The organism is Corallococcus sp. AB032C (assembly GCF_003668935.1).
GTDB lineage: Bacteria > Myxococcota > Myxococcia > Myxococcales > Myxococcaceae > Corallococcus > Corallococcus exiguus.
Genome location: NZ_RAWP01000023.1, coordinates 20,903 through 45,461, shown reverse-complemented (window position 1 = coordinate 45,461; position 24,559 = coordinate 20,903). Strand labels below are relative to the sequence as shown.

The 24,559-nt window shown below is 68.1% G+C and carries 24 protein-coding genes; 12 read left to right on the top strand and 12 right to left on the bottom strand.

What is annotated here, in order from left to right; translation table 11 throughout:
• Window positions 1–9 precede the first annotated feature (9 nt).
• From bshC to bshA, 3 genes are read left to right on the top strand one after another with little or no spacing between them, the layout of a single operon-like run.
• A complete protein-coding gene (bshC, locus tag D7X99_RS13040) occupies window positions 10–1,635 on the top strand; it encodes a bacillithiol biosynthesis cysteine-adding enzyme BshC (RefSeq protein ID WP_121778085.1) in 1,626 nt (541 codons plus the stop codon).
• Window positions 1,632–2,438 (top strand): bacillithiol biosynthesis deacetylase BshB1, encoded by an 807-nt coding sequence (gene bshB1, locus D7X99_RS13035; RefSeq protein WP_121778084.1) that lies wholly within the window; start codon window positions 1,632–1,634, stop codon window positions 2,436–2,438. Before bshC ends, bshB1 begins: the two co-directional genes overlap by 4 nt.
• Window positions 2,435–3,598: an N-acetyl-alpha-D-glucosaminyl L-malate synthase BshA gene (gene bshA, locus D7X99_RS13030; protein ID WP_121778083.1), complete on the top strand. Its 1,164-nt coding sequence runs from the start codon at window positions 2,435–2,437 to the stop codon at window positions 3,596–3,598. Before bshB1 ends, bshA begins: the two co-directional genes overlap by 4 nt.
• A 23-nt stretch (window positions 3,599–3,621) precedes the next feature.
• Here bshA and D7X99_RS13025 read toward each other — a convergent pair whose 3' ends face one another.
• Window positions 3,622–4,479 (bottom strand): DUF2911 domain-containing protein, encoded by an 858-nt coding sequence (locus tag D7X99_RS13025; RefSeq protein WP_121778082.1) that lies wholly within the window; start codon window positions 4,477–4,479, stop codon window positions 3,622–3,624.
• Between the two features lie 160 nt (window positions 4,480–4,639).
• Between D7X99_RS13025 and D7X99_RS13020 the strand changes: the two genes are divergently transcribed.
• Window positions 4,640–5,983, top strand: a complete 1,344-nt coding sequence (locus D7X99_RS13020) for a PQQ-dependent sugar dehydrogenase (RefSeq protein ID WP_121778081.1) — start codon at window positions 4,640–4,642, stop codon at window positions 5,981–5,983.
• 441 nt (window positions 5,984–6,424) lie between these two features.
• A complete protein-coding gene (locus tag D7X99_RS13010; RefSeq protein WP_121778080.1) occupies window positions 6,425–7,903 on the top strand; it encodes an FAD-dependent monooxygenase in 1,479 nt (492 codons plus the stop codon).
• Between the two features lie 2 nt (window positions 7,904–7,905).
• Here D7X99_RS13010 and D7X99_RS43665 read toward each other — a convergent pair whose 3' ends face one another.
• From D7X99_RS43665 to D7X99_RS12995, 3 genes are all read right to left on the bottom strand, one after another.
• On the bottom strand, window positions 7,906–9,606 hold the full coding sequence (locus tag D7X99_RS43665; protein WP_233613344.1) for an Ig-like domain-containing protein: 1,701 nt from the start codon (window positions 9,604–9,606) through the stop codon (window positions 7,906–7,908).
• 282 nt (window positions 9,607–9,888) lie between these two features.
• Window positions 9,889–10,917 carry a hypothetical protein gene (locus tag D7X99_RS13000; RefSeq protein WP_121778079.1) on the bottom strand — a complete coding sequence of 343 codons (1,029 nt, stop codon included), beginning with the start codon at window positions 10,915–10,917 and terminating at the stop codon, window positions 9,889–9,891.
• Between the two features lie 13 nt (window positions 10,918–10,930).
• A complete protein-coding gene (locus D7X99_RS12995) occupies window positions 10,931–11,122 on the bottom strand; it encodes a hypothetical protein (protein WP_121778078.1) in 192 nt (63 codons plus the stop codon).
• Window positions 11,123–11,250: 128 nt separating this feature from the next.
• Here D7X99_RS12995 and D7X99_RS12990 point away from each other — a divergent pair, with 128 nt between their 5' ends.
• On the top strand, window positions 11,251–12,324 hold the full coding sequence (locus D7X99_RS12990) for a DUF3592 domain-containing protein (protein ID WP_121778077.1): 1,074 nt from the start codon (window positions 11,251–11,253) through the stop codon (window positions 12,322–12,324).
• A 3-nt stretch (window positions 12,325–12,327) separates the two neighbouring features.
• Here D7X99_RS12990 and D7X99_RS12985 read toward each other — a convergent pair whose 3' ends face one another.
• Window positions 12,328–13,230, bottom strand: a complete 903-nt coding sequence (locus D7X99_RS12985; protein WP_171805192.1) for a LysR family transcriptional regulator — start codon at window positions 13,228–13,230, stop codon at window positions 12,328–12,330.
• A 105-nt stretch (window positions 13,231–13,335) separates the two neighbouring features.
• Here D7X99_RS12985 and D7X99_RS12980 point away from each other — a divergent pair, with 105 nt between their 5' ends.
• Both D7X99_RS12980 and D7X99_RS12975 read left to right on the top strand, forming a co-directional pair.
• On the top strand, window positions 13,336–14,208 hold the full coding sequence (locus tag D7X99_RS12980; protein ID WP_121778075.1) for an aldo/keto reductase family oxidoreductase: 873 nt from the start codon (window positions 13,336–13,338) through the stop codon (window positions 14,206–14,208).
• 69 nt (window positions 14,209–14,277) lie between these two features.
• On the top strand, window positions 14,278–14,856 hold the full coding sequence (locus D7X99_RS12975) for a TMEM175 family protein (protein WP_169824449.1): 579 nt from the start codon (window positions 14,278–14,280) through the stop codon (window positions 14,854–14,856).
• A gap of 11 nt (window positions 14,857–14,867) precedes the next feature.
• Here the strand turns inward: D7X99_RS12975 and D7X99_RS12970 are convergent, their stop codons facing one another.
• The 3 genes from D7X99_RS12970 to D7X99_RS12960 all read right to left on the bottom strand — a co-directional run bounded on the left by D7X99_RS12970 (window position 14,868) and on the right by D7X99_RS12960 (window position 17,386).
• Window positions 14,868–15,782, bottom strand: a complete 915-nt coding sequence (locus D7X99_RS12970) for an RNA polymerase sigma-70 factor (protein WP_121778073.1) — start codon at window positions 15,780–15,782, stop codon at window positions 14,868–14,870.
• On the bottom strand, window positions 15,779–16,375 hold the full coding sequence (locus tag D7X99_RS12965) for a carboxymuconolactone decarboxylase family protein (RefSeq protein WP_121778072.1): 597 nt from the start codon (window positions 16,373–16,375) through the stop codon (window positions 15,779–15,781). Before D7X99_RS12965 ends, D7X99_RS12970 begins: the two co-directional genes overlap by 4 nt.
• 90 nt (window positions 16,376–16,465) lie before the next feature.
• On the bottom strand, window positions 16,466–17,386 hold the full coding sequence (locus D7X99_RS12960) for a pyridoxal-phosphate dependent enzyme (RefSeq protein WP_121778115.1): 921 nt from the start codon (window positions 17,384–17,386) through the stop codon (window positions 16,466–16,468).
• 145 nt (window positions 17,387–17,531) lie between these two features.
• Here D7X99_RS12960 and D7X99_RS12955 point away from each other — a divergent pair, with 145 nt between their 5' ends.
• Window positions 17,532–18,431: a LysR family transcriptional regulator gene (locus D7X99_RS12955; protein ID WP_121778071.1), complete on the top strand. Its 900-nt coding sequence runs from the start codon at window positions 17,532–17,534 to the stop codon at window positions 18,429–18,431.
• Window positions 18,432–18,555: 124 nt separating this feature from the next.
• Here the strand turns inward: D7X99_RS12955 and D7X99_RS12950 are convergent, their stop codons facing one another.
• Window positions 18,556–19,140, bottom strand: coding sequence for a class I SAM-dependent methyltransferase (locus D7X99_RS12950; RefSeq protein WP_121778070.1), 585 nt, complete (start codon window positions 19,138–19,140; stop codon window positions 18,556–18,558).
• A 118-nt stretch (window positions 19,141–19,258) separates the two neighbouring features.
• Window positions 19,259–19,759: a hypothetical protein gene (locus D7X99_RS12945; protein WP_147476143.1), complete on the bottom strand. Its 501-nt coding sequence runs from the start codon at window positions 19,757–19,759 to the stop codon at window positions 19,259–19,261.
• Between the two features lie 226 nt (window positions 19,760–19,985).
• Between D7X99_RS12945 and D7X99_RS12940 the strand changes: the two genes are divergently transcribed.
• On the top strand, window positions 19,986–21,092 hold the full coding sequence (locus D7X99_RS12940; RefSeq protein ID WP_121778068.1) for a helix-turn-helix transcriptional regulator: 1,107 nt from the start codon (window positions 19,986–19,988) through the stop codon (window positions 21,090–21,092).
• A gap of 90 nt (window positions 21,093–21,182) precedes the next feature.
• Here D7X99_RS12940 and D7X99_RS12935 read toward each other — a convergent pair whose 3' ends face one another.
• Window positions 21,183–21,644: a hypothetical protein gene (locus D7X99_RS12935; protein ID WP_233613342.1), complete on the bottom strand. Its 462-nt coding sequence runs from the start codon at window positions 21,642–21,644 to the stop codon at window positions 21,183–21,185.
• A 261-nt stretch (window positions 21,645–21,905) separates the two neighbouring features.
• Here D7X99_RS12935 and D7X99_RS43660 point away from each other — a divergent pair, with 261 nt between their 5' ends.
• Window positions 21,906–22,592, top strand: coding sequence for a hypothetical protein (locus tag D7X99_RS43660; protein WP_233613340.1), 687 nt, complete (start codon window positions 21,906–21,908; stop codon window positions 22,590–22,592).
• 46 nt (window positions 22,593–22,638) lie between these two features.
• Here D7X99_RS43660 and D7X99_RS12925 read toward each other — a convergent pair whose 3' ends face one another.
• Entirely contained in the window at window positions 22,639–23,802 is a 1,164-nt protein-coding gene (locus D7X99_RS12925) for an NAD(P)/FAD-dependent oxidoreductase (RefSeq protein WP_121778067.1), read from the bottom strand.
• 83 nt (window positions 23,803–23,885) lie between these two features.
• On the opposite strand from D7X99_RS12925, the gene D7X99_RS12920 reads away from it, so the two are divergent.
• Window positions 23,886–24,557 carry a TetR/AcrR family transcriptional regulator gene (locus D7X99_RS12920; protein WP_121778066.1) on the top strand — a complete coding sequence of 224 codons (672 nt, stop codon included), beginning with the start codon at window positions 23,886–23,888 and terminating at the stop codon, window positions 24,555–24,557.
• The last annotated feature ends 2 nt before the right edge of the window (window positions 24,558–24,559 follow it).

The following is a 24,559-nucleotide window of genomic DNA, read 5'->3' as shown; positions in this document are numbered from 1 at the left end:
CCGCAGGCCGTGACGTCCTCCTTCTCGACCGCGTGGCTTCGCGGAGATGCGTCCGCGCTCTCCTTTCTTTCGGATGACTATCGGCACCGTGAAGCGCGCGCCCGGGCCGTGGCCGCCGCCGCGTCGCGCACGGTGTCGCCCGCGCTGCTGGACGTCCTCGCCGCGCAGAACGCGCGCCTCGCGCCGAGTCCCGCCCGGGAGCGAAACCTCGCGCTGCTCGCGCGGCCCGGCACCGTGGCGGTGGTGACGGGACAGCAGATGGGCCTCTTCCTGGGCCCGCTGTACACGCTCTACAAAGCCGCGTCCGCCATCGTCACGGCGCGCGCGCTCCAGGAAGAAACCGGCCGGCCCTGCGTTCCCGTCTTCTGGCTCCAGACGGAGGACCACGACCTTCCGGAGATCGACCACTGTGTCATCCCACGCCCGGGCAAAGGGCCCTGTCGCCTGGCGCTCGAGCTTCCAGATGCGGCAACGTCTCGAGCGCCCATCGCCCACCGCCACCTGGGCCCGAGCGTCCTCCCCGCCCTGGCCACCCTCCGCGCCGAGCTGGGAGCAGAGCCCCACGCGGAGGAGTTCCTCTCCCTGCTGGAGCAGGCCTACCGTCCCGAAGCCACGCTCGCGGGTGCCTTCACCGACGTGCTGTCGTCCCTCTTCGCCGACGAGGGCCTGGTCTTCCTCGACCCGAGAGACGCACGGCTGGCGCCACTGGCCGCGCCCGTGCATCGCTTCGCCCTCCAGGAAGCGGGAACACTCTCCGCGGTGCTCGCGGCCCGCGCGGAGGCGCTCACCCGCGCGGGCTACGCGGTGCAGGTCCACGTCCGCCCCGGCTCGCCGCTCAGCTTCTTCTCACCGGATGCGCTCGATGGCCCGCGCTACCGGCTGGATCCGGCGGAAGCAGGCGCCTGGAGTCTGGTGGGCCACCCGGAAGGCAGCGCCATCCCCCAGGACGCGCTGCACGCCGCCCTGGAGCGTGAACCGCTGCGCTTCACCACGTCCGCGCTGCTGCGCCCCTTCCTCCAGGACACCTGGCTCCCCACGGCGGCGTATGTCGGCGGCCCGGGCGAGCTGGCCTACTTCGCGCAACTGGCGCCGCTCTACGCCCACGCGGGCCAGCCGATGCCGCTCGCCATTCCCCGGGCCCGCTTCCGCGTGCTCGATGACCGCGCGCGCCGGTGGCTGGGCAAGGTGGGGCTCCAGCCGGATGAGGTGAACGTGCCGCGCGACACGCTGCTCACGCGGCTGGCCACGCGGGATGCCCCGGAGCCGGTGGAGACACCCGAGTCCCTGGAGGCCCGCCTCTTCAACGCATTCTCTTCCGAGCTGGAGCGCGTCGCCGGACAGGTGTCGGCGGTGGACGCGAGCCTCCAGGACGCGCTGCGCCGCACCCAGGGCACGGTGCGGGTCGCGGTGTCCCGGCTGGCGGGCCGCTACCGCCGCGCGCTCGCCCGGCGCGATGCCACGGCGGCCGGACAGGTGGACCGCCTGCGCACGTTCCTCTTCCCGGAGGACGCGCCCCAGGAGCGTGTCCTGGGGCTGCCCTACTTCGCCTGCCGCATCGGGACACGTGCCTTCACGAAGCAGGTGCTGGACGCGTGTGTCCCCTTCTCCGGTGACTCGAAGGACCTGACGCCATGAGCGCGACCAACACCGCCTACGACATCGACGTCCTCGCGTTTGGCCCACACCCGGATGACGTGGAGCTGTTCTGCGGCGGGCTGATGGCGAGCATGGCCGCCCGCGGCTACCGCACCGGCATCGTCGACCTGACGCGCGGCGAGAAGAGCTCGCGCGGCACGCCGCAATCCCGCGCGGAGGAGACAGAAGCCGCCACCCGCGCGCTGGGGCTGGCCCACCGGGAGAACCTGGAGCTGCCAGACGGCTGGCTCAATCCATGGGCGGGCTTCGACACGCCCGAGCCCGAGCGCGCCCGCACCGCCGCCGTGGTCCGCGTGGTGGAGGCGCTGCGCCGCCTGCGTCCGGAGCTGGTCGTCGTGCCCTGGGAGCAGGAGCGACACCCGGACCACGAGGCGGCCAGCGCGCTGGTGACGCGCGCCCTCTTCTTCGCGGGCGTGCGCAAGTTCGACGCGCAGCCCGCCGCGGAGCCCTTCACACCTCGGCAGGTCCTCTACTATCCGCTGCGGCACCTGGCCGAGCCTGGCGTCATCATCGACGTCTCCGCCGTCTACGAGCGCAAGCTCGCGGCGGTGCACTGCTACGCCAGCCAGGTGATGCCCCGCCCGGACGCGCCGCCCACGCTGGTGGGCTCACCGCTGTCGCTGTCCTCGCTGGAAGCCCGGGACCGCTTCCATGGCGCGCAGATTGGCGTCACCCACGGCGAGCCCTACATCCTCCGCGAGGCGCTGGGACTGGCCGACCCGCTCGACCACTTCCGAAGGAATAGCTTCGCCCGGCCCCTGTTCTTCCCAGCACGCCCATGAACGCCCCGCTCAACGTGGCCATCACCTGCTTTCCGACGTTCGGTGGCAGCGGCATGGTCGCCACGGAGATTGGCCTCGCGATGGCGGACCGGGGCCACCGCGTCCACTTCATCGCCCGGGACCTGCCGGTCCGGCTCCATGGCGCGAACCGGAAGGTCGTCTTCCACGAGGTGACGGAGAGCGACTACCCGGCGCTCCAGCAGTCCAGCACCTATCCCATCGCGCTGGCCTCCAAGATGATCGAGGTCGCCAGCTACGAGCGCCTGGACATCCTGCACGTCCACTACGCGGTGCCGCACGCCACCGCCGCGTGGATGGCGCGCGAGGTGCTGGGCCCCAGGGCACCGCGCGTCGTCACCACGCTGCACGGGACGGACACCACGCTGGTGGGAATCGACCCCAGCTACCTGCCGATTACGCGCTTCTCCATCATGCGCAGCGACGCGGTGACGGTGCCGTCGGCCTACCTGCGCCGCGCGACGTGGCGGGGCTTCGACATCCCCGAGAACGTCCCCATCGACGTCATCGCCAACTTCGCGGACACCGCGCGCTTCGCCCCGGTACGCGACCGCGCCAGCCTGCGCGCGCTCTTCCCGGCCCTGCAAGACCACGAGCCGGTGCTCATCCACGTCTCCAACTTCCGGCCGGTGAAGCGCATCGTCGACGTGGTCTCCATCTTCACGGAAGTCCACCGCCGCCGTCCCTGCCGGTTGGTGATGGTGGGAGACGGCCCAGAGCGCTCGCCCGCGGAGCGGATGCTGCGGGAGATGGGCCTGGAGGCCCACGTCGCGTTCCTCGGCAAGCAGGACCGCTTCGAGGAGCTGATCGCCGCCTCCGACGTCTTCCTGCTCCCCAGCGAGCAGGAGAGCTTCGGGCTCGCCGCGCTGGAGGCGCTGAGCTGCGGCATTCCCGTGGTGGCCAGCGACCTGGGCGGAATCCCAGAGCTTGTCACGCACGGAGAGACGGGCTTCCTGGCGCCGCTGGGGGATGTCCCCGCCATGGCCCGGCACGTGCTCACGCTGGTCGAGGACGCGGAGCGCTGGCGGGGCTTCTCACACCGCGCGCGGGCGCGGGTCCTGGAGCACTTCCAGATGGCCCCCGCCATCGACCGCTACGAGGCGCTCTACCGCCGGCTCCTGACGGAGCCCCTCGGTCGCTGAGGGGCCCCGGGAGCGAAAGCGGGCTACTTCTTGTTCTTCCACTCCGCCAGCGACTGGGTGACCTGATCACGGGCGTAGAAGTTCTTGTCCTTCTGCCCCAGGTCCCACGCGGTCTGCGCGGCCTTGCGGGCCTCGGCGTACTTGCCCATCTGCGACAGGACGTTCGCGCGAGTCCAATGGGCGTACCACGTGGGGTTGGCGGCCACGGCCGCGTCGGCGTGCTTCAGCGCGGCGGGAAGGTCCTGGGGGGTGCCCGACAGGTAGGAGGCCGCGCTCGCGTGCATGCTGGCCGCGCTCTTCTCCGCCTGCTCGATATTGGCCTTCGCGAAGGCGGCGGTGTCCACCGTGATGGGCACGGAGACGCGCAGCTTCTCCCACTCCAGGTCCAGCCGCGTGCCGGTGTCCGTGGTGTCGGTGAAGAGGTACGTCAGGCGCTCGCGCGCCGGAATCGCCGCGGTGGTGGCGCTCACCGAGGCCACGTCCTTGGAGGCGTCATAGGGCGCGGCGCCGCGCCACAGGCCCAGGTCCGTGTTCAGCATCACCTTCCAGCCCTTCTGCGAGGGCAGGCTGACGATGGCATAGGAGCCGGCCGGGACGGCCTTGTCGCCAAAGGTGACAGGGTGGCTGAACGTAATCTTCGTCGCCGCGTTGGCGCCGCTGCGCCACGCCTTGTCATTGGGGACCAGCTCGCCCCAGACCTTCCGGCCCTTCACTCCGGGGCTGGAATATTCGACGGAGATTTCGGAGACACCCACCGCCTGCGACACCTTCGCCGCGGGACTGGGGGCCGGCAGTTGGAGCTGAGCCAGCGCGGGCGTCGCCGCCAGGGTCATGAGCGCGGAGGCCATACAGCCGAAAAGCGGGTTCCTCATCGTCTTCACTTCGTCCTTTCCGACCCGCGAAGGGTCGCAGTGCCCGCGGAGTGTAGGGACGCGCAGTCGGATGTCCACCACCACCACCCGTCGTAACGCGCCCTTCCCAGTCGACCCGAAGAACGAGATGTTCAACCCTTCCTCCTTTTCCCCCTCTGGAGTGAGTCGAATGCGCATCCTGACAACGTCCCTCATCGTCGCCACCCTCCTGGTCGGTTGCCAGGAGGATCCAGAACCCACACCCCAGGACTCGGGCGTCACGCAGCAGGACTCGGGCGTTCCCCAACAGGACGCGGGCGTCACTGAAGACGCGGGCGTCACTGAAGACGCGGGCGTCACTGAAGACGCGGGCGTCCCGGAAGATCCGCTCCCCAGCGGCCCCCCGGTTCCGCGGGGCCCGCCCAACGTGCCTGAAAACACGCCGGCCTTCCCCGGGCAGACGCGCGTCCCCGCCATCCAGACGAAGACGCCCTTCCAGGTCACCGAGATTGCCTCGGGCTTCAGGAACCCCTGGGCCATCGCCTTCCTGCCGGACCAGCGCATGCTGGTGACGGAGAAGGCCACCGGCTCGCTCTACATCGTCACGCAGCAGGGCGCGAAGTCCCCCGCCGTCAGCGGCCTGCCCGCCGTGGACGCGCGCGGTCAGGGCGGCTTGCTCGACGTGGAGGTGGGCCCGGACTACGCCGAGAGCGGGCGCATCTACTGGACCTATACCGAGCCCCGCACGGGCGGCAACGGGCTGGCGGTGGCGCGCGCGCGGCTGGTGGACGGAGCGCAGCCTCGCGTGGAGAACGTCCAGGTCATCTTCCGCATGATGCCCACGCTCGAGTCGACGCTGCACTCCGGGGGACGGATGGTGTTCACCCCGGACGGCAAGCTGTTCGTCACGCTCGGGGAGCGCTCCATCCTCGCGGGCCGTGTCCAGGCCCAGGACGTGAAGAGCCACTTCGGCAAGATCGTCCGCATCAATCCCGACGGCAGCGTCCCCCAGGACAACCCGTACCTGAACAACCCGGAGGCGAAGCCGGAGATCTGGTCCATCGGTCACCGCAACGTCCTGTCCGCGGCGCTCGACAGCCAGAACCGGCTGTGGACGGTGGAGATGGGGCCGCAGGGAGGTGACGAGGTGAACCGCCCCGAGGCGGGCAAGGACTACGGCTGGCCCACCATCGGGTATGGCGAGGAGTACTCCGGCGCGCCCATCCACCAGAGCACCCAGGCTCCGGGCATGGAGCAGCCCGTGTACTACTGGGACCCGGTGATCGCGCCCTCCGGGATGGCCATCTACTCCGGGACCCTGTTCCCCGAGTGGCGGAACAACATGTTCATCGGCGGCCTGGCCGCCCAGACGCTGGTGCGGCTCATGGTGCGCAATGACCGCGTGGTGGGCGAGGAGCACCTCCTCAAGAACCTGAACGCGCGCATCCGCGAGGTGGTGCAGGGCCCCGAAGGCGCCCTCTACCTGCTCACCGACGCCACCAACGGCAAGCTGCTCAAGGTCACGCCGGAGTGAAGCATCCGTAGGCCACGCGCTCCCCACTCCCCCAGAGCATCAAACCTCGGGGAGCGGAAGGGGCGCCGTGGCGACTCCGCCGGCATCCAGGCCAGCCCCAGGTTCCTGGCGCTGCCCGAGCTCAATGGCATTCGTGCCGTTCACGTCGACCCGCCACAGCGAGCCCGGGCCCCAAGTTGGGCGTACCTCCACGAGGCGTTCTACCCTGGCAAGCGTGCGTGGGCCGTGGCGTGCGAGGAGTTGATGACAAGCCCAACCCCGCAGGGACGGGTTGAAAGCAAACCACGGCCACCCTGATTCGGGCACGGGCTCGGGTTCGCCTCGGCAGCCCTCTCCGCTCTTTCCACAGCCAGCAAATGCCAGACCCCGGGTGTTGCCGCAAGCCCCCCCGGCCATGCTCCACCATCGCCCGTTTCGGTCCACGAGCGGGAGGTCGGAGAGATGCACACGGACGTGGTGACACAGCACGCGGTGGTGATTGCTGGAGGAGGCCCGACCGGGCTGATGCTGGCGGCGGAGCTGGCGTTGGCGCAGGTGGACGTGGCCATCGTCGAGCGGCGCGCCAGTCAGGAGGTCGCCGGATCTCGCGCGCGGGGCCTGCACGCGCGCAGCCTGGAGGTGCTCGACCAGCGCGGGGTCGCCGAGCGCTTCACCTCGCAAGGGCAAGCGGTCCAGAACGTCGCGTTCGGGCAGGCGCCCCTGGACCTCAGCGACTTCCCGACGCGTCACAACCATGGGCTCGCGCTCTTGCAGGAGCGCTTCGAGCGCATCCTGGCGGAGTGGGTGGCCGAGCTGGCGGTGCCCACCTACCGTGGGTGCGAGGTGACGGGCTTCGCGCAGGACGACACCGGCGTCGACGTCGCGGTGTCCGACGGCCGCGCGTTGCGGGCGAAGTACCTCGTCGGGTGCGACGGGGGTCGCAGCCTCGTCCGCAAGCAGGCGGGCATCGGGTTTCCGGGGTGGGACGCGTCCATCAGCTACCTCATCGCCGAGGTCGAGATGACCGGAGCGCCGTCGTTCGGCATCCGCCGGGACGAGAAGGGCACCTACGCCATGGGCAAGCTGGAAGACGGACGCGTGGGCGTCGTGCTGAGAGAGGAGCAGGTCTGCACGGGCGACGCGCCGACCCTCGGGACTCTGCGCGAGGGACTCGTCGCGCTCTACGGGACGGACTACGGCCTGCGCGGCGCCACGTACCTCTCCAGGTTCACCGACATGACGCGGCAGGCAGCGTCCTACCGGGACCGGCGCGTGCTCCTGGCCGGCGACGCGGCCCACGTGCACTCGCCCATGGGCGGACAGGGGCTCAACCTCGGCGTGCAGGACGCCGTGAACCTGGGGTGGAAGCTGGCCCAGGTCGTGCGCGGCGTCTCGCCGGAGAACCTGCTCGACACGTACCAGGCCGAGCGGCACCCCGTCGCGGCCCGTGCGCTGCGCAAGACCATGGCGCAGACCGCGCTGAGCCGCGGTGACGCGCGCATGGACGCCGTGCGCGAGACGCTGTCTGAGTTGCTGCGGATGGACGGGCCACGCAAGGAGTACGCGGCGATGATGTCGGGGCTGGACGTCCACTACGACCTGGGCAACGGACACCCGCAGCTCGGGCGCCGCATGCCAGACCTCGACCTGGTCACCGCCGACGGCCCCCGGCGCGTGTTCCACCTGTTGCACGACGCGCGGCCCGTGCTGCTCGACCTGGGCGAGCCCGGCACGCTCGACGTCACGCCCTGGGCGGACCGGGTTCGGAGCGTCACTGCTCGCTACACGGGGGCGTGGGAGCTCCCGGTGCTCGGCGCCGTCACTGCGCCCGCCGCGGTGCTGATTCGACCGGACGGACACGTCGCGTGGGTCGGGGCGGGCACGGGTCAGGGTCTGAGTGAGGCCCTGACCCGATGGTTCGGCCCGCCGCGGGCGACTTGACTTCAGCCGGAGGCGGCCACGGTGAAGGTCTGAGGGGCGAAGCTGTTGCCTTTATTGCCCGCCGCATCCGTCGCCCAGGCCTTCACCGTGTGCGTTCCCCGCGCCAGCGCCTTGGTGGGAGTGAAGCTCCAGGTGCCCTCGGCGGTGGCCTTGGTGGTGCCCACCTTGACGCCATCCACGATGATCGCGACGGAGAAGCCGGCCTCCGTCTTTCCGCTGTAGGTGGGCGTGGTGTCGCTCGTCACCGAGCCAGCCGCCGGAGTCAGCACCGTCGGAGCCGACCGCTTGATGCGCAGTGTGACGGAGGTGAACACCTCGGTGCTGACCCCATTCACCAGGATTTGCTGGCTCGCGTAGCTCACCGGTGTGATGAGGAGGTCGCTGGCGATGTTGCTGACGATCGCCTTCGGGCCAAACCGCCCGACCTGCATCGTGCCCATCGCCATGCCCGTGCATCCCTCGCACTTGGGTGCGCTGTACACGAACACAGCGCCACCGCCAATCTGGTTCACGCTGTTGACGCGTGACTTCGGCACGGCGACGAACAGCCGCTTGTCGGAGTTGGGGATTTCCCAGACGGCGCCCAACGGCAGGGAGCTGACGTTTTCGGCGTTGCTGTCCACCGGCCGGAGCATGATGTCAATCGATCCACCGGCTTCGATCGCCGGGTTGACCTTGACCAGCTCCGCCTTCTTCGTCCAACCCAGCCAGTGGAGTTGCGGGAGGTTGTAGTTGTCCGCCGGAGTACTGCCCATGTTCGTGCTCGAGTCGCCGTAGGCATCGACAGCGCCAGTCGCATCCAGCCGATTGCCGTGCGCGAGGCCGAGGATGTGTCCGGTCTCGTGGTAGTAGGTCCGCATCAGGCCGTCATTGAGGAAGATGCGGTGCCCGGTGGCACGCGAGACCGAGCACATCCCCTTGGGCATGAGGAACACGTTCAGGAACGCGTTCGAGGTGCTGCCCTTCATGGCCTGGCCCTTCGCCGTCGCACAATCGCTGCTCGTCACCCTCACTGTTTGATCCGTGTTGAGGAATCTCAGGCGCACCTGACCGTGCGACGCCACGGCGAAGAAGTCATACATCGCCTGGATGTTGCCCCGGCCTGTCGCGATCAAGGGGGTTTCGCGCCCATCGAAGACGACGCGGACGACCTTGGCCGTGTGCGTCGTGTTGATCGCGCCCAGCTTCCTGTTGAAATTCCTGACGCAAGTCGGCTCGTTGGCGGCACAGACGTAGCTGGCCAACGACGTCTCCTCGTCGGCGGACTGAACCCGGAACGACCGCACGTTGTCGTTCGTGCCAGTGCCGCTCGGGAACGGGGTTTCGCAGAGGTTCGTGTCGGATTGGACGACCGTCGATTCGCCGGTGCAGCCCGCGCCAGCGTGGAGCGTCACGGTCTTGCCAAACGGAACATCGACGTAGGAAGCCTCCGCGCCACCGAGTGTGTAGCAGCCGTCAAGCTCGGCTTCCTGCATCACCGAGGAGTCGCCGTCGCAGGCCTCGCGCACGCGGACGCGCGGCGCACGGGAAGCGATGAGCTGAGCGCGCAACGTGGGCCAGTTGGCGGACGTACAGCGTCCTGCCTGTACCTCATCGAGGAAGAGACCGTCCTCGAGCTCCGGGTGCTCGTAGGTCTGGCACGTTTCCCAGAATTCGCTCCAGTGCGCCCAATCGCAGGTCCCCGCGTTGACGTAGCCCTGCACGCAAGAGAGCGACGCCTCGAGCTCCGGGGAGAGGAGCGCCTGTCCGGTGGTAGCGACGTGCCCCCGGGGCTCTGGAGACGGATTCTCCGCGCCACCACAGCCTGTCACCATCGCCGCGCCCATCACGACAGCCATCACGAATGTCTTTTTCATGTTCCTCACGGGGCCCGCGCGCCACCGCCCACCATGTGCGGCGGCGCGACAAGTTGAGAGGACATTACAAGCCTTTCACGGTGACGACAGTCCACCCGTTCCGGCTGACGCCAATCGCAGACGGCAGCGCTACAGGAACTCGTCCCCGCCCCCAGTCTCCGGCTCCTGTGCGGACAGGAGGACATCCCCGGGCCGCTGCTCCACGCGGAGGCCCAGGCCCAGGGTCGTCAACTCCTCGAGCGCGGCGAGGGCCTCCATGACGGGCGGGACATCGGCAACCCGGGCCGGCACGGCGATGCGCTCGAGACGCGAGCCCACCTGTTCCAGCAGCGTGTGCGGAGGGAGTGCCTCGATGTATCGGCCATACAGATAGGCGGGCGCGGTCAGATTTGCGACATCGGAGGGCGGGACGGTCGCGACATACGCATCGAAGCGCGCCCTCACCTCCTCCACCGGAGTGTCCTGACGCCACAAGCCGAGCAAGGAGCGCAGGAAGTCCATCAACGGTTGCGACCGGGACGAGCCCATCTGGGCCGAGGCGACCTCCAGCGCCCGCTCGGCGCGTGCGGGGTCGGGCTCGACGAAGAACAGCGGCAGCACCTCCTCGATGCCTGGAGTGTAGAGGGGCTCCGCGAGTTGCTCCGGAGCCCCCGCGAACGAGCGCAGCGTTTCGGGTTCGAGCGGCTCACCCGCCAGCCAGCGGCACCACAGCGCCTCGATCGAGCCCGCGGCGAGCGACGCGCGGCGCAGCAGATGCGCTCGCGCCTGCTCCACGCCTCCGAACAACAAGACGGTCACCAGATCCCCGGCGGAAGGCCCCTCGGGGAACTCGAGCGCATCCGCCCCCGTCCAGCGCGCGTACCGCTTGCGCTTCAGGTCGCGCTGGACCTCGCTCGCCACCTCGCTCCACGCGGACCAGGGCACACCGAGCGCCGCGTAGTCCTTCCGGAGGCGTTCGTCCGCGGGGGCCGAGACCTCGTTGGGGCGCTTCTTGAAGTCGGCCCGCACGCGCTTGAGCTCCTTCGCGAGCGCGGGCAGCTCCTCCGCCGGACAGCCCCCGGTCAGGAGCCGGAGGTGGGAGATGGGAACGCCGTGCAACTTGAGCAGCCAGGCCTTGAACGCCGACCAGGCGGGTGCGGAGAGGTGTCGGATTTCCACGGTCTGTCCTCGCTCAGACTGCGCCTGAGGCATTGGCGAATGGCACGAATGGCCGGCGCACATCGAAGAACTCCGCCATCAGCGTTCCTCCGGTGAGCTTCTCCACGCCCTGGTGCAGCGCCGCGCTCACATGCTGCCTGCCCCAGACGAACGCCCCGCCCAGCAACAAGGCCACGCCACCCAAGAGCCATTTCAGGATGCGCACCGAGAACCCCTCGTCTTCGACCGCCCATGGGAAGGCGCTGTGCCCGGCCAGAATTTGTTCGCGGCATCAGGAGTGCGTCAAGGAGAGGCCGCTTCGTTCATTCCGGAGCCGCCCTGTAGATTGGGGCCATGTCTTCTCGCGCGACATCCTCCGTCTTGTGGCTCCTGGTCCTGTTGCCGCTGACCGCCGGCATGTTGACCGTGGATTTCTTCGTCGTATCCACCGCGGTCCTCCAGGCGCAGTCCACGAGCTGGCCGACCGTGCAGGGCACCATCACCCGGAGCGAGGTGGAGACGGTGCGCTCGAACAAGAGCACCACCTATCGCCTGAAGCTGGCCTACACCTACTCCGTCGACGGACAGTCCCATGAGGGCGGCAAGCGCCGCTTGTACGCCTGGAGTACGGGGGACCTCGAGCCGGTGGAGGCGCTGGTGACGCGCTACCCCGTGGGGGCCACCATCCCCGTGTACTACCGCCCCGCTCAGCCCTCGGAGGCGGTATTGCAGCCGGGCCCGGGGAGCGCGGAGCTGTTCATGCTCATGTTCCTGCTGCCCTTCAATCTGCTGGCAATCTGGCCGTGGATCATGGCGTCGCGAAACTGGAGGCCAGAGCCGCCGCTCGTGCCCACCTACTTCCGGGAGGACGGCAGCGAGTGCGTGACGCTCACGGAGATGGGGACCACCATCTGGGTGTTCCTGGCCTTGGGTGGCTCCGCCTTCCTTTGCGGCGTGCTCGGAGGAGTCACCGGGGGACACAACGCACCGGCGATTGTGGGCGTGGGGGCCTGGGGGGTCGTCATCGCCTGCGGTGTGCTCACCGGACGGCTGTCGAGCGCATGGCGGAAGGCCGGGCGCTACGATCTGCGCCTCCACGTCCAGGCGCGCAGTCTTTCCCTGCCGCCCGTCTCCGGACGGAAGCACCGGCTCGACCTACGGTGGCGCGACGTGCGGGCGATCCGCGTCGACCCGCCGGTTCGCGGGAACCAACGGGGAAGCGTCAACCGCTACCCTCTCACGCTCGAACACGTCACCGCCGACGGCGAAGCGCGCCGGGAAACCATCGACTCCTTCCTCCGCGAGGAGCAGGCGGAAGCCATGGCACACTGGCTGCGGACGCACCTCGACGTTGGCGAGGCGGCTCCGGAAGAACGGCGCGCCGCGCAGCCTCGCGCCAGGCCTCCAGGCCGCCAGCGACTGTTTTGAATGTCAGCTCCACGGTGTCGCCTTGATGAAGTCGACGAACGTGCGCAGCGGCACCGGCAGGTGCTTCCGGCCTGAATAGTAGAGGAAGGGCCCCGAGAAGCTCGGCCACCACCGTTCGAGCACGGGCTCCAGTTCTCCCCGGTTGATGTAGGGGCGCAGCCAATCCTCCAGCAGATAGACGATTCCACCGCCCGCGACCGCGGACTCCACGGCGAGGTCGGTGCTCGTGTTGAGGCTGAAGAGCAGCGGCCCTTTGGGTTCGACGTGGATCGTCTCTCCACGACGTTCAAACTCCCACGCATACACCGGTCCACTCAGCAGGCGCCCGCGCAGGCAGTCGTGTTCGAGCAGCTCGCGAGGATGCTTCGGCCGGCCCCGACGCTCGAGGTATGCGGGCGAGGCGGCCGCCGCGTAACGCTGCGTGCGTGGCCCGATGGGCACCGCCACCATGTCCTGCTCGAGGCGCTCCTCGTAGCGGATCCCGGCGTCATAGCCTTCCGCGACCACGTCGATGAGCCGCTCTTCGGCGGTCACCTCCATGGAGATGTCGGGGTACTTCGCGAGGAACGGCTGCACGATGCGAGGGAGGATGAGGCGCGCGGCGGCGATGGGCACATTGAGCCTCAAGCGCCCCGCGGGCCGGTCACGGAAGGTGTTCACCACGTCCAGCGCGGACCGCACCTCACCCAGCGCTGGAGTGAGCCGTTCGAGCAAACGCGCCCCCGCGTCCGTCGGCGTCACGCTGCGCGTGTTCCTGTTGAGCAGGCGAACGCCCAGACGGGACTCAAGGCGGCGGATCGCATCACCCAAACGGGAGGCGCTCGTGCCAGACGCGCGAGCCGCGCTGCGAAATCCGCCCTCGCGAGCGACCGCCAGGAACGCCGTGAGATCAGAGAGGTCATCCATCACCGTGCGGATTTTCGCACGACCTGTGCGGATTGCCACCGATAGTCGCGCAGTGATTCCTTGCGTAAATGAGTGGGCAACCTCGAACAACGAAGGAGCCCCGCCGTGGCCCACAATCACATCTCCAAAAGCTATCGCATTGGCACACACACCGTTCGCCGCGTGGGTTACGGCGCGATGCAGCTCTCCGGCCCCGGCGTCTTCGGCCCGCCCAGGGACCGCAAGGCGGCGGTCGCGGTGCTGCAAGAGGCCATCGCCCAGGGCGTCGACCATCTGGACACCAGTGACATCTACGGCCCCCACGTGACCAACCAGCTCATCCGTGAGGCGCTGCACCCGTTTCGCGACGGTCTGGTGATCGCCACGAAGGTCGGCGCGGTCCGCGGGCCCAACGGTTCGTGGGAGCCTGCGTTCTCCCCCGCTGACCTCGAACGCGCGGTCCACGACAACCTGCGCAATCTCGGGCTCGAGGTGCTCGATGTCGTGAACTTCCGAGCAATGTTCAGCGCCGCGGGTCCGGTGGAAGGCTCCATCGAGGCGCCGCTCACCGCGCTCGCGGAGCTTCAGCAGCGAGGCCTCATCCGCCACATCGGCTTGAGCAACGTCACGCCGACGCAGGTCGCCGAGGGCCGCAAGGTCGCCGAGATCGTCTGCGTGCAGAACCACTACAACCTGGCGCACCGGAGTGACGACGCCCTGCTCGACCAGCTCGCCGCCATGGGTACGGCCTACGTGCCGTTCTACCCGCTGGGCGGTTTCACGCCGCTACAGTCGAGCACGCTGAACGACGTGGCCACGCGGTTGGGCGCGACACCGATGCAGGTGGCGCTGGCCTGGCTCCTGCACCGGTCCCCCAACGTGCTTCTCATACCGGGGACGTCGTCAATCACACACCTCCGGGAGAACCTCGCCAGTGCGGAACTCACCTTGAGCGCGGAGGACATGGACACCTTGAACCATCTTGCAGAGCGGACCTGACCGCATGCGAGCGGGCCCCCATTCCGCCTATCCTGGGCCAGCGGACTCGAAGCGTGCATGGGGGGAAGCATGGACAAGCACCGGCTGGAAGCGTTCAGCGACGGCGTCATCGCCATCATCATCACCATCATGGTGCTGGAGCTCAAGGTACCGCACGGCAGCCAACTGGCCGACCTGCAGCCGCTGATCCCCGTCTTCCTCAGCTATGTGCTCAGCTTCATCTACATTGGCATCTACTGGAACAACCACCATCATCTCTTGCACACCATCACCCATGTCACCGCCAGCGTGCTGTGGGCGAACCTGCACTTGTTGTTCTGGCTGTCGCTGATCCCCTTCGCCACCGGCTGGATGGGGGAAAACCATTTCTCGTCCGTGCCGCTGGCGCTCTATGGCTTCGTGCTCCTGATGAGCGCCTTCGCCTGGAGGCTGTTGCAAACCCGACTGGTGGTGATGCAAGGCCAGCAGTCGACACTGGCCCTGGCGGTCGGGCGCGATTTCAAGGGCAAGATTTCACCGGCCTTCTATCTGGCCGGCATCGTCAGCGCCTTCTTCAACGGGTATTTCTCCGAGGCAATCTATGTGCTGGCCGCGCTGATGTGGCTGGTGCCGGATCGCCGCTTCGAGAAGGCGACGCATGCAAGCTAGTCCTCGGGCCGCTACCGGCTCAGCGCCACCTGCTCGCCGAGCCGGCCCATCTTTTGAGGGTTGCGCATGGCATAGATCCGGGTGATCCGGCCGCTCTCGACGACGACGCTGATTGCTGTGTCGAGGTTTCCATCGATGTCGACACGGAGCGAGGGCGCTCCGTTGAGCCACATGGTCGCGATCCGGGCGCCAGGCGCGAGCGTGGGGAAGCGGGACAGGAGCCGGGCCACGCGATCGCCGCCGACAATCGGGGTCCGGACCGCCGTCACCACGCCGCCGCCGTCGGCGACCAGCACCACGTTGGGGGCGAGCACGTCGAGCAGGCTCTTCAAATCGCCGGAGTTGACCGCGGCCATGAACCGCTCCAGGACCGCCTGCTGCTCCGCCCGGCCGACCTGCATCCGGGGTCGACGTGCGGCCACGTGTTCCCGCGCCCGGTGGGCAATCTGCCGGACGGCGGCGGGCGTCTTGTCGAGCGCCGGGGCAATCTCGTCGTACGGCATGTCGAAGACCTCCCGGAGCACGAACACCACCCGCTCGGCCGGAGTGAGGGTCTCCAGCACGGTGAGCATCGCGATGGAAACACTCTCCGCGAGCGCGAGGTCCTCGGCGACATCGGGGCTGGTGAGCAGCGGCTCGGGCAGCCATTCGCCGACGTACTCCTCCTTGCGACGGGTGAGCGTGCGCAGCCGGTTGAGCGCCTGGCGGGTGACGATCCGGACCAGGTAGCTGCGCGGGTCGCGCACCTCCGCCCGGCTTGCATCACCGATGTCCGCCCACCGCAGCCAGGTCTCCTGCACGACGTCCTCTGCGTCGGCCGCGGAGCCGAGCATCTCGTACGCGATCGTGAAGAGCAGGCTGCGCTGGGTGACGAAGAGGTCCTCCGAGCCTGGCGGAGCGCCGGCCGCATCGGGCGAGGACGTCATGACGCGGACGCCTCCCCCAGCCTTGCGCTCGGCTGGGCCATCGGCTTCAGCCCACACGAGGCGGCGAAGCCCTCCGACTCGATGCCCAGGGCGGTGTTGGAGCGGGTCGTCAGGTTGGCGAACCCGATCACCGTGGTGAGCTCGATGAGCGCCGCGGCCCCCAGCTGCGCCCGCAGGCTCGCGACCATCTCGTCCGTCACCGTGGGGGGTGTCTGGCTCACCGCCTCGGCATACTCCAGCACCTCCCGTTCCAGGGAGGTGAACACGGCCGACTCCCGCCACCGCGGAATCTCCCGCGCCTTGGCCACGTCCAACCCGTGGTTGTGGGCCATGAAATAGTTGAAGTCCAGACAGAACGAGCAGCCCACCAGCGAGGCCACCACCATGTGCGCATACGACTTCAGGCTCTCATCGCACTGGTCCCACTTCTGGACCTTCTGCCCGAAGCCCATGCTGGCCTTGAGCACCGGCAGGTGGTGCCACATCACGCCAAGTGACTTGGGGACCCGGCCGAACGTCCTGCGGGCGAACAACTTCGCCATGGCGCCATGGAGTCCGGTGAGTTCCTTGGGGGGAATCCTGGTCGAGGTCATGTCTTCTCCGGTGTCAGCATCGGGTGCCGTCGGCCTGAAGACACCGGTCCTCCGCGGGATGTGACATCCCCCGAAGAGGGCTCCACCTTTTCATCGCTCCCGGCCGCCCAATGCCCGCAGATGCTCAACCGTAGCCGTGACGCCACCGCAGACGATCACCGCGATGCGTGACGCGGCGGCAAGCGCCGACGACGCCGAGTCGAGCGCGGCCAGCGCGGCCCCGCACGCGGGCTCCACCAGAATCCGGTGTTCGTCGAGAAACCGAAGGGAGGCCGCCACGGCTGCCGCATCGGACACAACGATGGTGTCGATCGCGTGGCGCGTCGCCCACTCAACCGCGGCGTCACAAGGCCTCTTCGCGCCGAGCGACGTGGCGACGCTCGAAATCCCTGGCAATTCGACAGGTCGCCCCTGCGCGACCGAACGCGCATAGCAGTCCGCGCCTTGGGTCTCGGACGCGACGACCGGCACATCGCCCCAACCGTTGCGCGCCATCCCTTCGAGCACCCCGCACAGCAACCCGCCGCCGCCAACCGCCAGCACGACTGCGTCCGGTTTCGGTCCGGCTGCCGCCATCTCGTCGATCATCGTTGAATGGCCCTGCCACAGCACCGGATCGTCGAAGGGATGTACGAACGCGTCGTGCGAGCCGATCACGGATTGCGCGAACGTGTTCGCCTCTGCCCACGAAGCGCCATGGACGATCAACTCCGCGCCTTCAAGACGGATCAGCTCGCGTGCGCGCGCGGACGTGCTCTCCGGAACAACGACGAGCACGGGCACACCGAGCTCGCGACCGGCATAGGCGACCGCAATGCCCGCGTTGCCGCCCGAAGACGACACGAAACGACGGGCGCCTGCCGCGCGCCGCGCGTCGCATACCGCACCGACGCCGCGCAGCTTGAACGACCCGGACGGCTGCATCGCCTCGAGCTTGAGCAGGACGTCTTTGCCGAGCCGGCGGGACGCGGCTTGCGAACGGAGGTAGGGAGTCTGGATATGGAGTGGCATGTGAAGGAGCGCGACAAACGTCCGCGACGCGCGGACAGGTGTCACGACACAGGCCAACCTAAACCGGGGCACCCATACTTCCCAATACCATTCAAGGCAGCATGCTATACCTTCCAGGTATATCCACGGAACGGACAGGCACTGCATGCGACAGGTCGAGTTGCGCCATCTACGCTACTTCGTGGCCGTCGCTGAAGCCGGCAGTGTGGTGGCCGGCGCCCGCGCAATCGGGATTGTGCAACCCGCGCTTTCCCGCCAGCTCCGCGAGCTTGAGGAGGCGATCGGCACCCCGCTGTTGATCCGCCGCTCGACGGGCATCGCGCTCACAGCGGCCGGCGCGAGCTTCCTGCAGGACGCTACGCGCATGCTCGCCGAGCTGCAGGACAGCCGAGAACGTGCGCTGCGCAGCGCGGCCGGCCAACTCGGCGAACTGCGTCTCGGCGTGCTGCCGAACTATTTCCCATTGCCTGTGGTGTCGAATGTTCTCAAGGCCTTCCGGAACGCCTGCCCGGACGTGATGCTGTCCATCTCGCCAATGCTGTCGGCCGAGCAGGCGACGGCCATCGCACGCGGCGATCTCGATGGCGGCATCATGGCGTGGCGGCAGGATGAAGCGCCGCATTTGTCAGGCACGCGGCTGCTACGCGACCGGTTCGTGCTCGCGATGCTGTCCACGCCGGGCCAGCGCTCCCGCGCGCCCCGTCAACTGGCCGAACTCGCAGGCGCGCCGTTTGTCTGGTTCGACCCGCTCCGGTCCGCCGCGAATCACCGGTTCTTGCTCGAGCAGTGCCGGCGGGCCGGCTTCACGCCTCGCATCGCGCAGGTCGGCAGCGACATCCCGACGCTCATCGGACTCGTCGCAGCCGGAATGGGCTACGCGTTCGTGCCGGAAAGCACTTCACCTACGTGCCCGCGCACGGTGCGACTGGTCGCGCTTGACGAGCTCGACGGCCGCTTCGACGTCGAATTCGTGTATGACGGCCAGGCAGGCTCTCCGGTCGTGCAGCAATTCCTCGCGGCGCTGCGCGCGACCGCCAACGCATGAGCGGGACCGCGCCGGAGGTCGCAGCGTCGACAGCGCGAGCGGGGCTGCCTTGCCTCCAGTCCGCGGCGCACTCCCCAGGACGGCGCAATCCAAACGCCTCGGGCCGGTGTGTCGCGGATGGCATTCAGCCGCCCGATCCCGTCTTGCGCGACAGGTAGTAGGCGTTCCCGCCCGGGTCCGTGTGCGTCGCTTCCAGCGTGAGCCCGTGCGCGCGCAGCAGGTCGCGATACCCGTCGACGCTGTACGAGTGATAGCGGAACGGGACGCCATTCATCGGCTCGCCGTCGATGGAGCCGTGGGCGTCGCCCGAGGTGAAGAGGAACGCGGCGCCAGGTTTCAATGCCCTCGCGATATGGGCGATAGCCTGTTCCTGCTCTTCGTGGCCCAGGTGGAACAGGACGCCCCATGCGATCGCGGCATCGAACGCCCGCTCCTGAAGCTCACATGACTGGATGGGCGCACACTTCACCGGCACGTGGGGGAAGTTCGCTTGAAACCGCGCCAGCAACTCGCGGGAGCTATCCACGCCCATCACGTGGCAGCCGTGCTCAAGCAGCACCCGCGTCAGCGGCAGTCCCGTGCCGCAGCCGACGTCCAGCACCGAGGCACCGGCCGGCAGTGAGGCCGCGAGCGCCGTCACCTCCGGGACGCCCATGGGGCCCGCACGGTGGGATGCATACCAGTCCGCGATCAAATCGTACTCGTGCACGCGTCAGCCTCCTCCATCGGAGCCGTTCGGGGAGGCTGCACTCTTCCCACATCGTAGCCCCAGCATCCATCCAGTACGCCCGGAGCCGAGCAGCTCCGGGCGCTGACTGCGCGGAGGGCTAGCGACTGACCCAGAAGGACCTGCTGCCGCAGGAGACCGCGCGTTTGAAGAACGCAACGTCGAGTGCCGCCCCCTTGTCGTCGACCGCGGCCACCAGTTGCACGGTGTCGCTGAGCCTGTTCGCGGGAATCCTGACGGTTGTCCCAGCCGCCACACCGCCACGGACCTCGAAGACGACCACACGCTTCGTGGGGTCAAAGACGATGATCCCTCCCACCCTTCTCGTGATGTTCACCAAGACGTAGTCCGCCGAGCTATTGATGTCGCCCATCGTTTCGCCCTGGTCCCCCGAGCTGCCGCCCCTGGGCGTGTAGGTCGACTCGTGCCACTTCCCTTCCTCATCGAAGTAGCCAGCCCAGACAGCCTCGTGATTTTGATCGTAGAGGATGACTCTGTTGCCCGTCTCCCCCATGTGCCAACCGCCGGGAAGGGCTTCGGCCTTGCCTCCAACCAGAAAGACACTGACAGCCAGAATGCATGCAAACATTTGATTTCGCATTGACTCTCTCCTTGGCGTACAGCGGGGTTACCCCCGTGAGCACCGGCCCACGGGCAAGCTCGATTCAGTCACTGTCATTCGCATGAGTTCCACTCGACGACGGAGCTCGCGGAAAGTACGGGAACCCGTTGAAAGCGGGCATCACCCATAGGGGTGACGCTGTCCCGCATGGTAAAACCATCCCAACCGTCGTGCTTACGCTTGAATCCAGACGTGGAGGAAAGTCATGCGCGTGAAGGGCCAGCCGGATTCCATGCAGCGGGAGCAGGTGCTGTTGGATGTCATGACAGCGCTGACCAGCTCGCTCGACATGAAAGAGGTCTTCTCCGAGTCCCACAGGATTCTGTCGCGCGTGCTGGCCGCGGACTTTGGCGGGCTCTGCGTGTCCAGGCCCGGCGAGCCCGGCCAATACGACTGGCCCATGATCCAGGACATGCCCCAGGTCTTCTTTGACCGCTACCCGGAGATTTCACACGAGTGCTTCGTGAGCGCCGCGGTGGTCCAGCAGCCCAACACCGTGCTGCGGGAGTCGGAGATGCTGTCGCGCCTGGAGATGAGGAACAGCGCCATGTACGCGCACTGCCGGGAGATGCACATGCCGGTGGAGCGCATCCTGTCTGTGTCGCTGGACATGGGGCTGGGCTGGCACAGCGGCTTCACCCTGTACCGGGAGCACCGGAAGGCCTTCTCGGAGCAGGAGCAGGCCTTTCTTCAACGCCTGACGCCCATCCTGGCCAGAACGGTTCGCAACTGCCTCATGCTGGGAGACCTGGTCCGTCAGGGAGACCTCCTGGACCAGCTCTTCCGCCATACAGGGCTTGAGAGCATCGTGCTGAGCCCGCCGGCCATCGAGCTGATGCGCACGCCCCGCTCCACGGCGCTGCTCCAGCGCTGGTTCCCGGATGAGCCCTGTGGCCGCTTCGGCCTGCCCCAGGTCCTCCTGGACGCCTTGGAGCGGCTCAGTCGCTCCGGACAGCGGATGCTCGCAGGGCAGGACGTCCTGACGTTCCGGCGGCTGGGGCGGAGCTTGAAGGTGACGTTCCTCCCGTTGCCAACCCATCCCGGGAGAACGCCCTGGGCGCTGTTGTTCCAGGAGGTGTCTCACAGCGTTCAGGTTCCCACCGAGTGGCGCAAGCGGCTCACCCCTCGCGAGCTGGACGTGGTTCAGCGCGTCTTGAATGGTTGGGACAACCGAACCATCGCGGAGGACATGGGAAGCTCGCTGAACACGTTGAAGACGCACCTGAAGCGGGTCTTCGTCAAGCTGGCCGTGCCCAGCCGCGCCAAGCTGATCCTCCTCGCGCAGGAGCAGAGCGCCGAGGCAGCAGGGTAGACTCCCCGTGTCGGACGCGCCACCAGCCTCGCCTCTATCGGCGCGAGGAGCTCCCTCCCGCGCTGAGACCTGTCAGTCGTTCCGGGAGTTTCATCGAGGACCCGAGGGCACGGGGTTGACGGTGGTGAGCGCGGGCGGCGATGCGGTCAGAGAGCCCAGGTAGAGCCGGCCATGGAATCCGTCAGGCTGCTGGGACGTGAAGAGCTTCAGTCCCTCGGCCTGCTTGGAGGACTGCCATGCCTCGAGCGCCGGGCTGATGCCGAAGACGTTGCACTCCACGCCCTCGTTCCAGACGTTGTAGCGGCAGGCGAACTGGGTGCCTCGCTGGAAGCCCACGTCCAGGAAACGCACCGAGGGCAGGACACGTGCCACGCGAGCGCCCATGGGCTCGAAGTCGCCATCCCAGCTCACCTCCGTGGTGCGCGCGTGGACGCTGCCCGTGAGGACCAGCGTCCAGGCCTGGGGACGCTCCGATTGGGCGTTCAGCAGGTGCTGGGCCATCTGCGCCTCGCGCTCATTGCCGTGGGCCCTGTCGGCGTCGATGGCGGCCACGGCCACATCCTTTCCGGAGACGCGCAAGCGGCGGGCCTGCTCACGAGCCACAGGCGCATGGATGCCGCGACCGTCCGCAGCGAGTCCCTCGCCCACCCAGACCCTGGTTTCGCTGTCGCGCTCGAACTCCTTTGAGGGGATGTTTCAGGGCCCACCGGAGTCCCTCACTCCTGAACAGAAGAGCGACTTGATCGCGTTCCTGCGTCGGCTCTGACTCATCTCACAGGGAACCCCCGTGCGGGCCCAGGCGTCCACAGGCGCATGGTTCCCATCCTGCTGCTCCTCGCCTTGACCCCTGTCGACGCGGAGCCCGAGCCCCCAGGTCCAGAGCGTCCCTATGCCGAGGTGGTCGCTGGATTGGAGGCCCGACGACAGGACTTCGGCACACGGTGGCACCAGCCCGGCATCAAGCGCACATCCCTGCGGGACGAGGCCCGTTCAACCGTACTGGATGCCATCACCCGACAGCTGATGCCGGCCTGGTACGGCACGCCCTGGGAGTTCTACGGCCATAGCCAGACTCCCGGAACAGGGAGCATTGCCTGTGGCTACTTCGTCTCCACCGTGCTTCGGGACGCGGGCTTCCGAATCGAGCGCGTACGAATGGCCCAACAGCCCGCCGAGCACATCGTGAAGACGCTGGCACCTGGGCTGACGACCTGGCGGTTTCGCGACCGTCCTGTGTCCGAAGTCATCGACCGGTTGAGGAGCGCCGGTGCCGGGCTCTACGTCGTCGGACTCGACTACCACGTCGGGTTCCTCTGGAACGACAGCGCGAAGATATGGATGTGTCACTCGTCCTACCTGGGCGAAGCCAAGGTCGTCTGCGAGGACGCGCTCACGTCCCCGGCGATGGTGTCGCGCTACCACGTCGTCGGGAAGCTGCTCGAGGACGGGATGATGGACGCCTGGATGAAGGGGCGGGCTCTCCCGACCTTCATCCCGTAGCCCAGGTGGAACCAAGGACTTCCGGAATGACACGGCACCTCAGGCATCAGGACTGCCCGCGGGATGACGTGCTCTCCCGGACCGGTGCGGCGCCGCCGGACAGCAGGTTGATCAGCCCGTGCGGTGCGTTGTCATCGTTGAAGCAGAGCGTGTGGATCCTCGCGGCCTCCGCTGAGGCATCCACGCTCCTCAGGAACATGGCCTCCTCGTACTCGGCGACCGCGGCATCGAAGTCGCCCCGGTGCGAGGCCAGGGCCTTGCCCAGCTCGGCGCCGTCGTACATCGCGAGGTTGGCGCCCTCTCCGTCGGGCGGGTTCAGATGCGCGGCGTCGCCGAGCAGTGTCACACCGGGCACGTGAGTCCACCGATGTCCGGGCGGGAGCGCATGGATCTTCCGGAGGACGGGGGCTGTCTCACCGTCGGTGATCAGCGCGGTGAGCTCCGGCGCCCAGCCGTCGAACTCCGCCGCGACTCGAGCCTTCACCTCCTTCGGGTCGGAGAAGTCGATGTCCGTGAACCACTCCTGCGGCCGGCTGAGCGCGACGTAGGTGTGCAGGACGCCGTGGGGCTCGCGGTGGGCGAGGATGGCCTTGCCGGGTGCGAGGACGTAGAGGGCTCCGCCGCCGACGAGCTTCGCGCTGGCCGGGTGGCGTGCGTCGGCGTCGAGCAGGTAGGTCTCGACGAACGAGGTGCCGACATACGCGGGCTTCGCGTCGGACAGCAGCGGCCGGACCTTCGACCAGGCGCCGTCCGCGCCCACCACGAGGCTCGCCGTCACGCTCGCCCCATCCGCGAACGTCAGCGTGTGCTGCCCGCCGCTGAGCGAGCGGATGGACGTGACCTTGCGTCCCCACTGCACGGTGCCGTCAGGCAGCGAGTCGAGGAGGATGCGCCGCAGTTCGCCGCGCGGCACCTCGGGGCGAATACCGCTGCCGTCGTCAGGCTGGTCGAGCAGGACCGTGCCGTGTGGGTCGAGGATCCGCGAAGCCTCGCCGCCTTCATGGATGATCCGGCGGAACTCGTCGAACAGCCCGGCCGCCTTCAGCGCGAGCTGCCCGTTGTAGTCATGGATGTCGAGCATGCCGCCCTGCGTGCGCGCATCGGCGGACGCGTCGGCCTCGTAGACGGTGGCGGAGATGCCGTGAACGTGAAGGACGCGAGCGAGCGTCAGCCCGCCCAGGCCAGCGCCAATGATGGCAATGGGAGTCATCGTGCTTCCTCTTGGAATGGCCACTGGAACACCGTTCCATAAACCACATTGGAACGCTGTTCCAGTTCTGTCAAGATGGAGCCATGGGAAAGGAAAGGCGCGGGTCGGAACGGCGTGAGGACGCGCTCTCACGCGAGCGGATCGTCGAAGCGGCGATCGCGCTGCTCGACGACCAGGGAGAGGACGGGTTGACCTTCCGCGCGCTCGCCACGCGGCTGGAGACCGGCGCCGGCGCGATCTACTGGCACATCGCGAACAAGGACGAGCTGCTCGTGGCCGCCGCCGACGTCGTCGTCGCCCGCGCGATGCCCGAAGTCTCCGCATCCGCCACGCCCCAGGAATCACTCCGCGGGCTCGCCGTCGCTGTGTTCGAGACGGTCGATGCGCATCCGTGGGTGGGCGCGCAGCTCTCTCGCGCCCCGTGGGAGTCCCCGATGCTGCGGATCTTCGAGCGCATCGGGCACCAGCTCCAGGCGATGGGGCTTTCAGACAGAGCCTGGTTCACGGCGGGGTCGACGCTGATGAGCTACATCGTCGGCGTGAGCATCCAGAATGCCGCGAACGGCCGCATGCTCGATCCGTCCGTGGACCGCGTTGAGTTTCTCAACACGGTGTCGGCCCGGTGGAAGGAGCTCGACGCGAATGAGTATCCGTTCACCCGCAAGCTCGCCGCCCAACTGCCCGGGCACGATGACCTCGCCGAGTTCCTGGCCGGCATCGATCTCATCCTGACGGGGATCGCGGCCTCCCGCTAAAG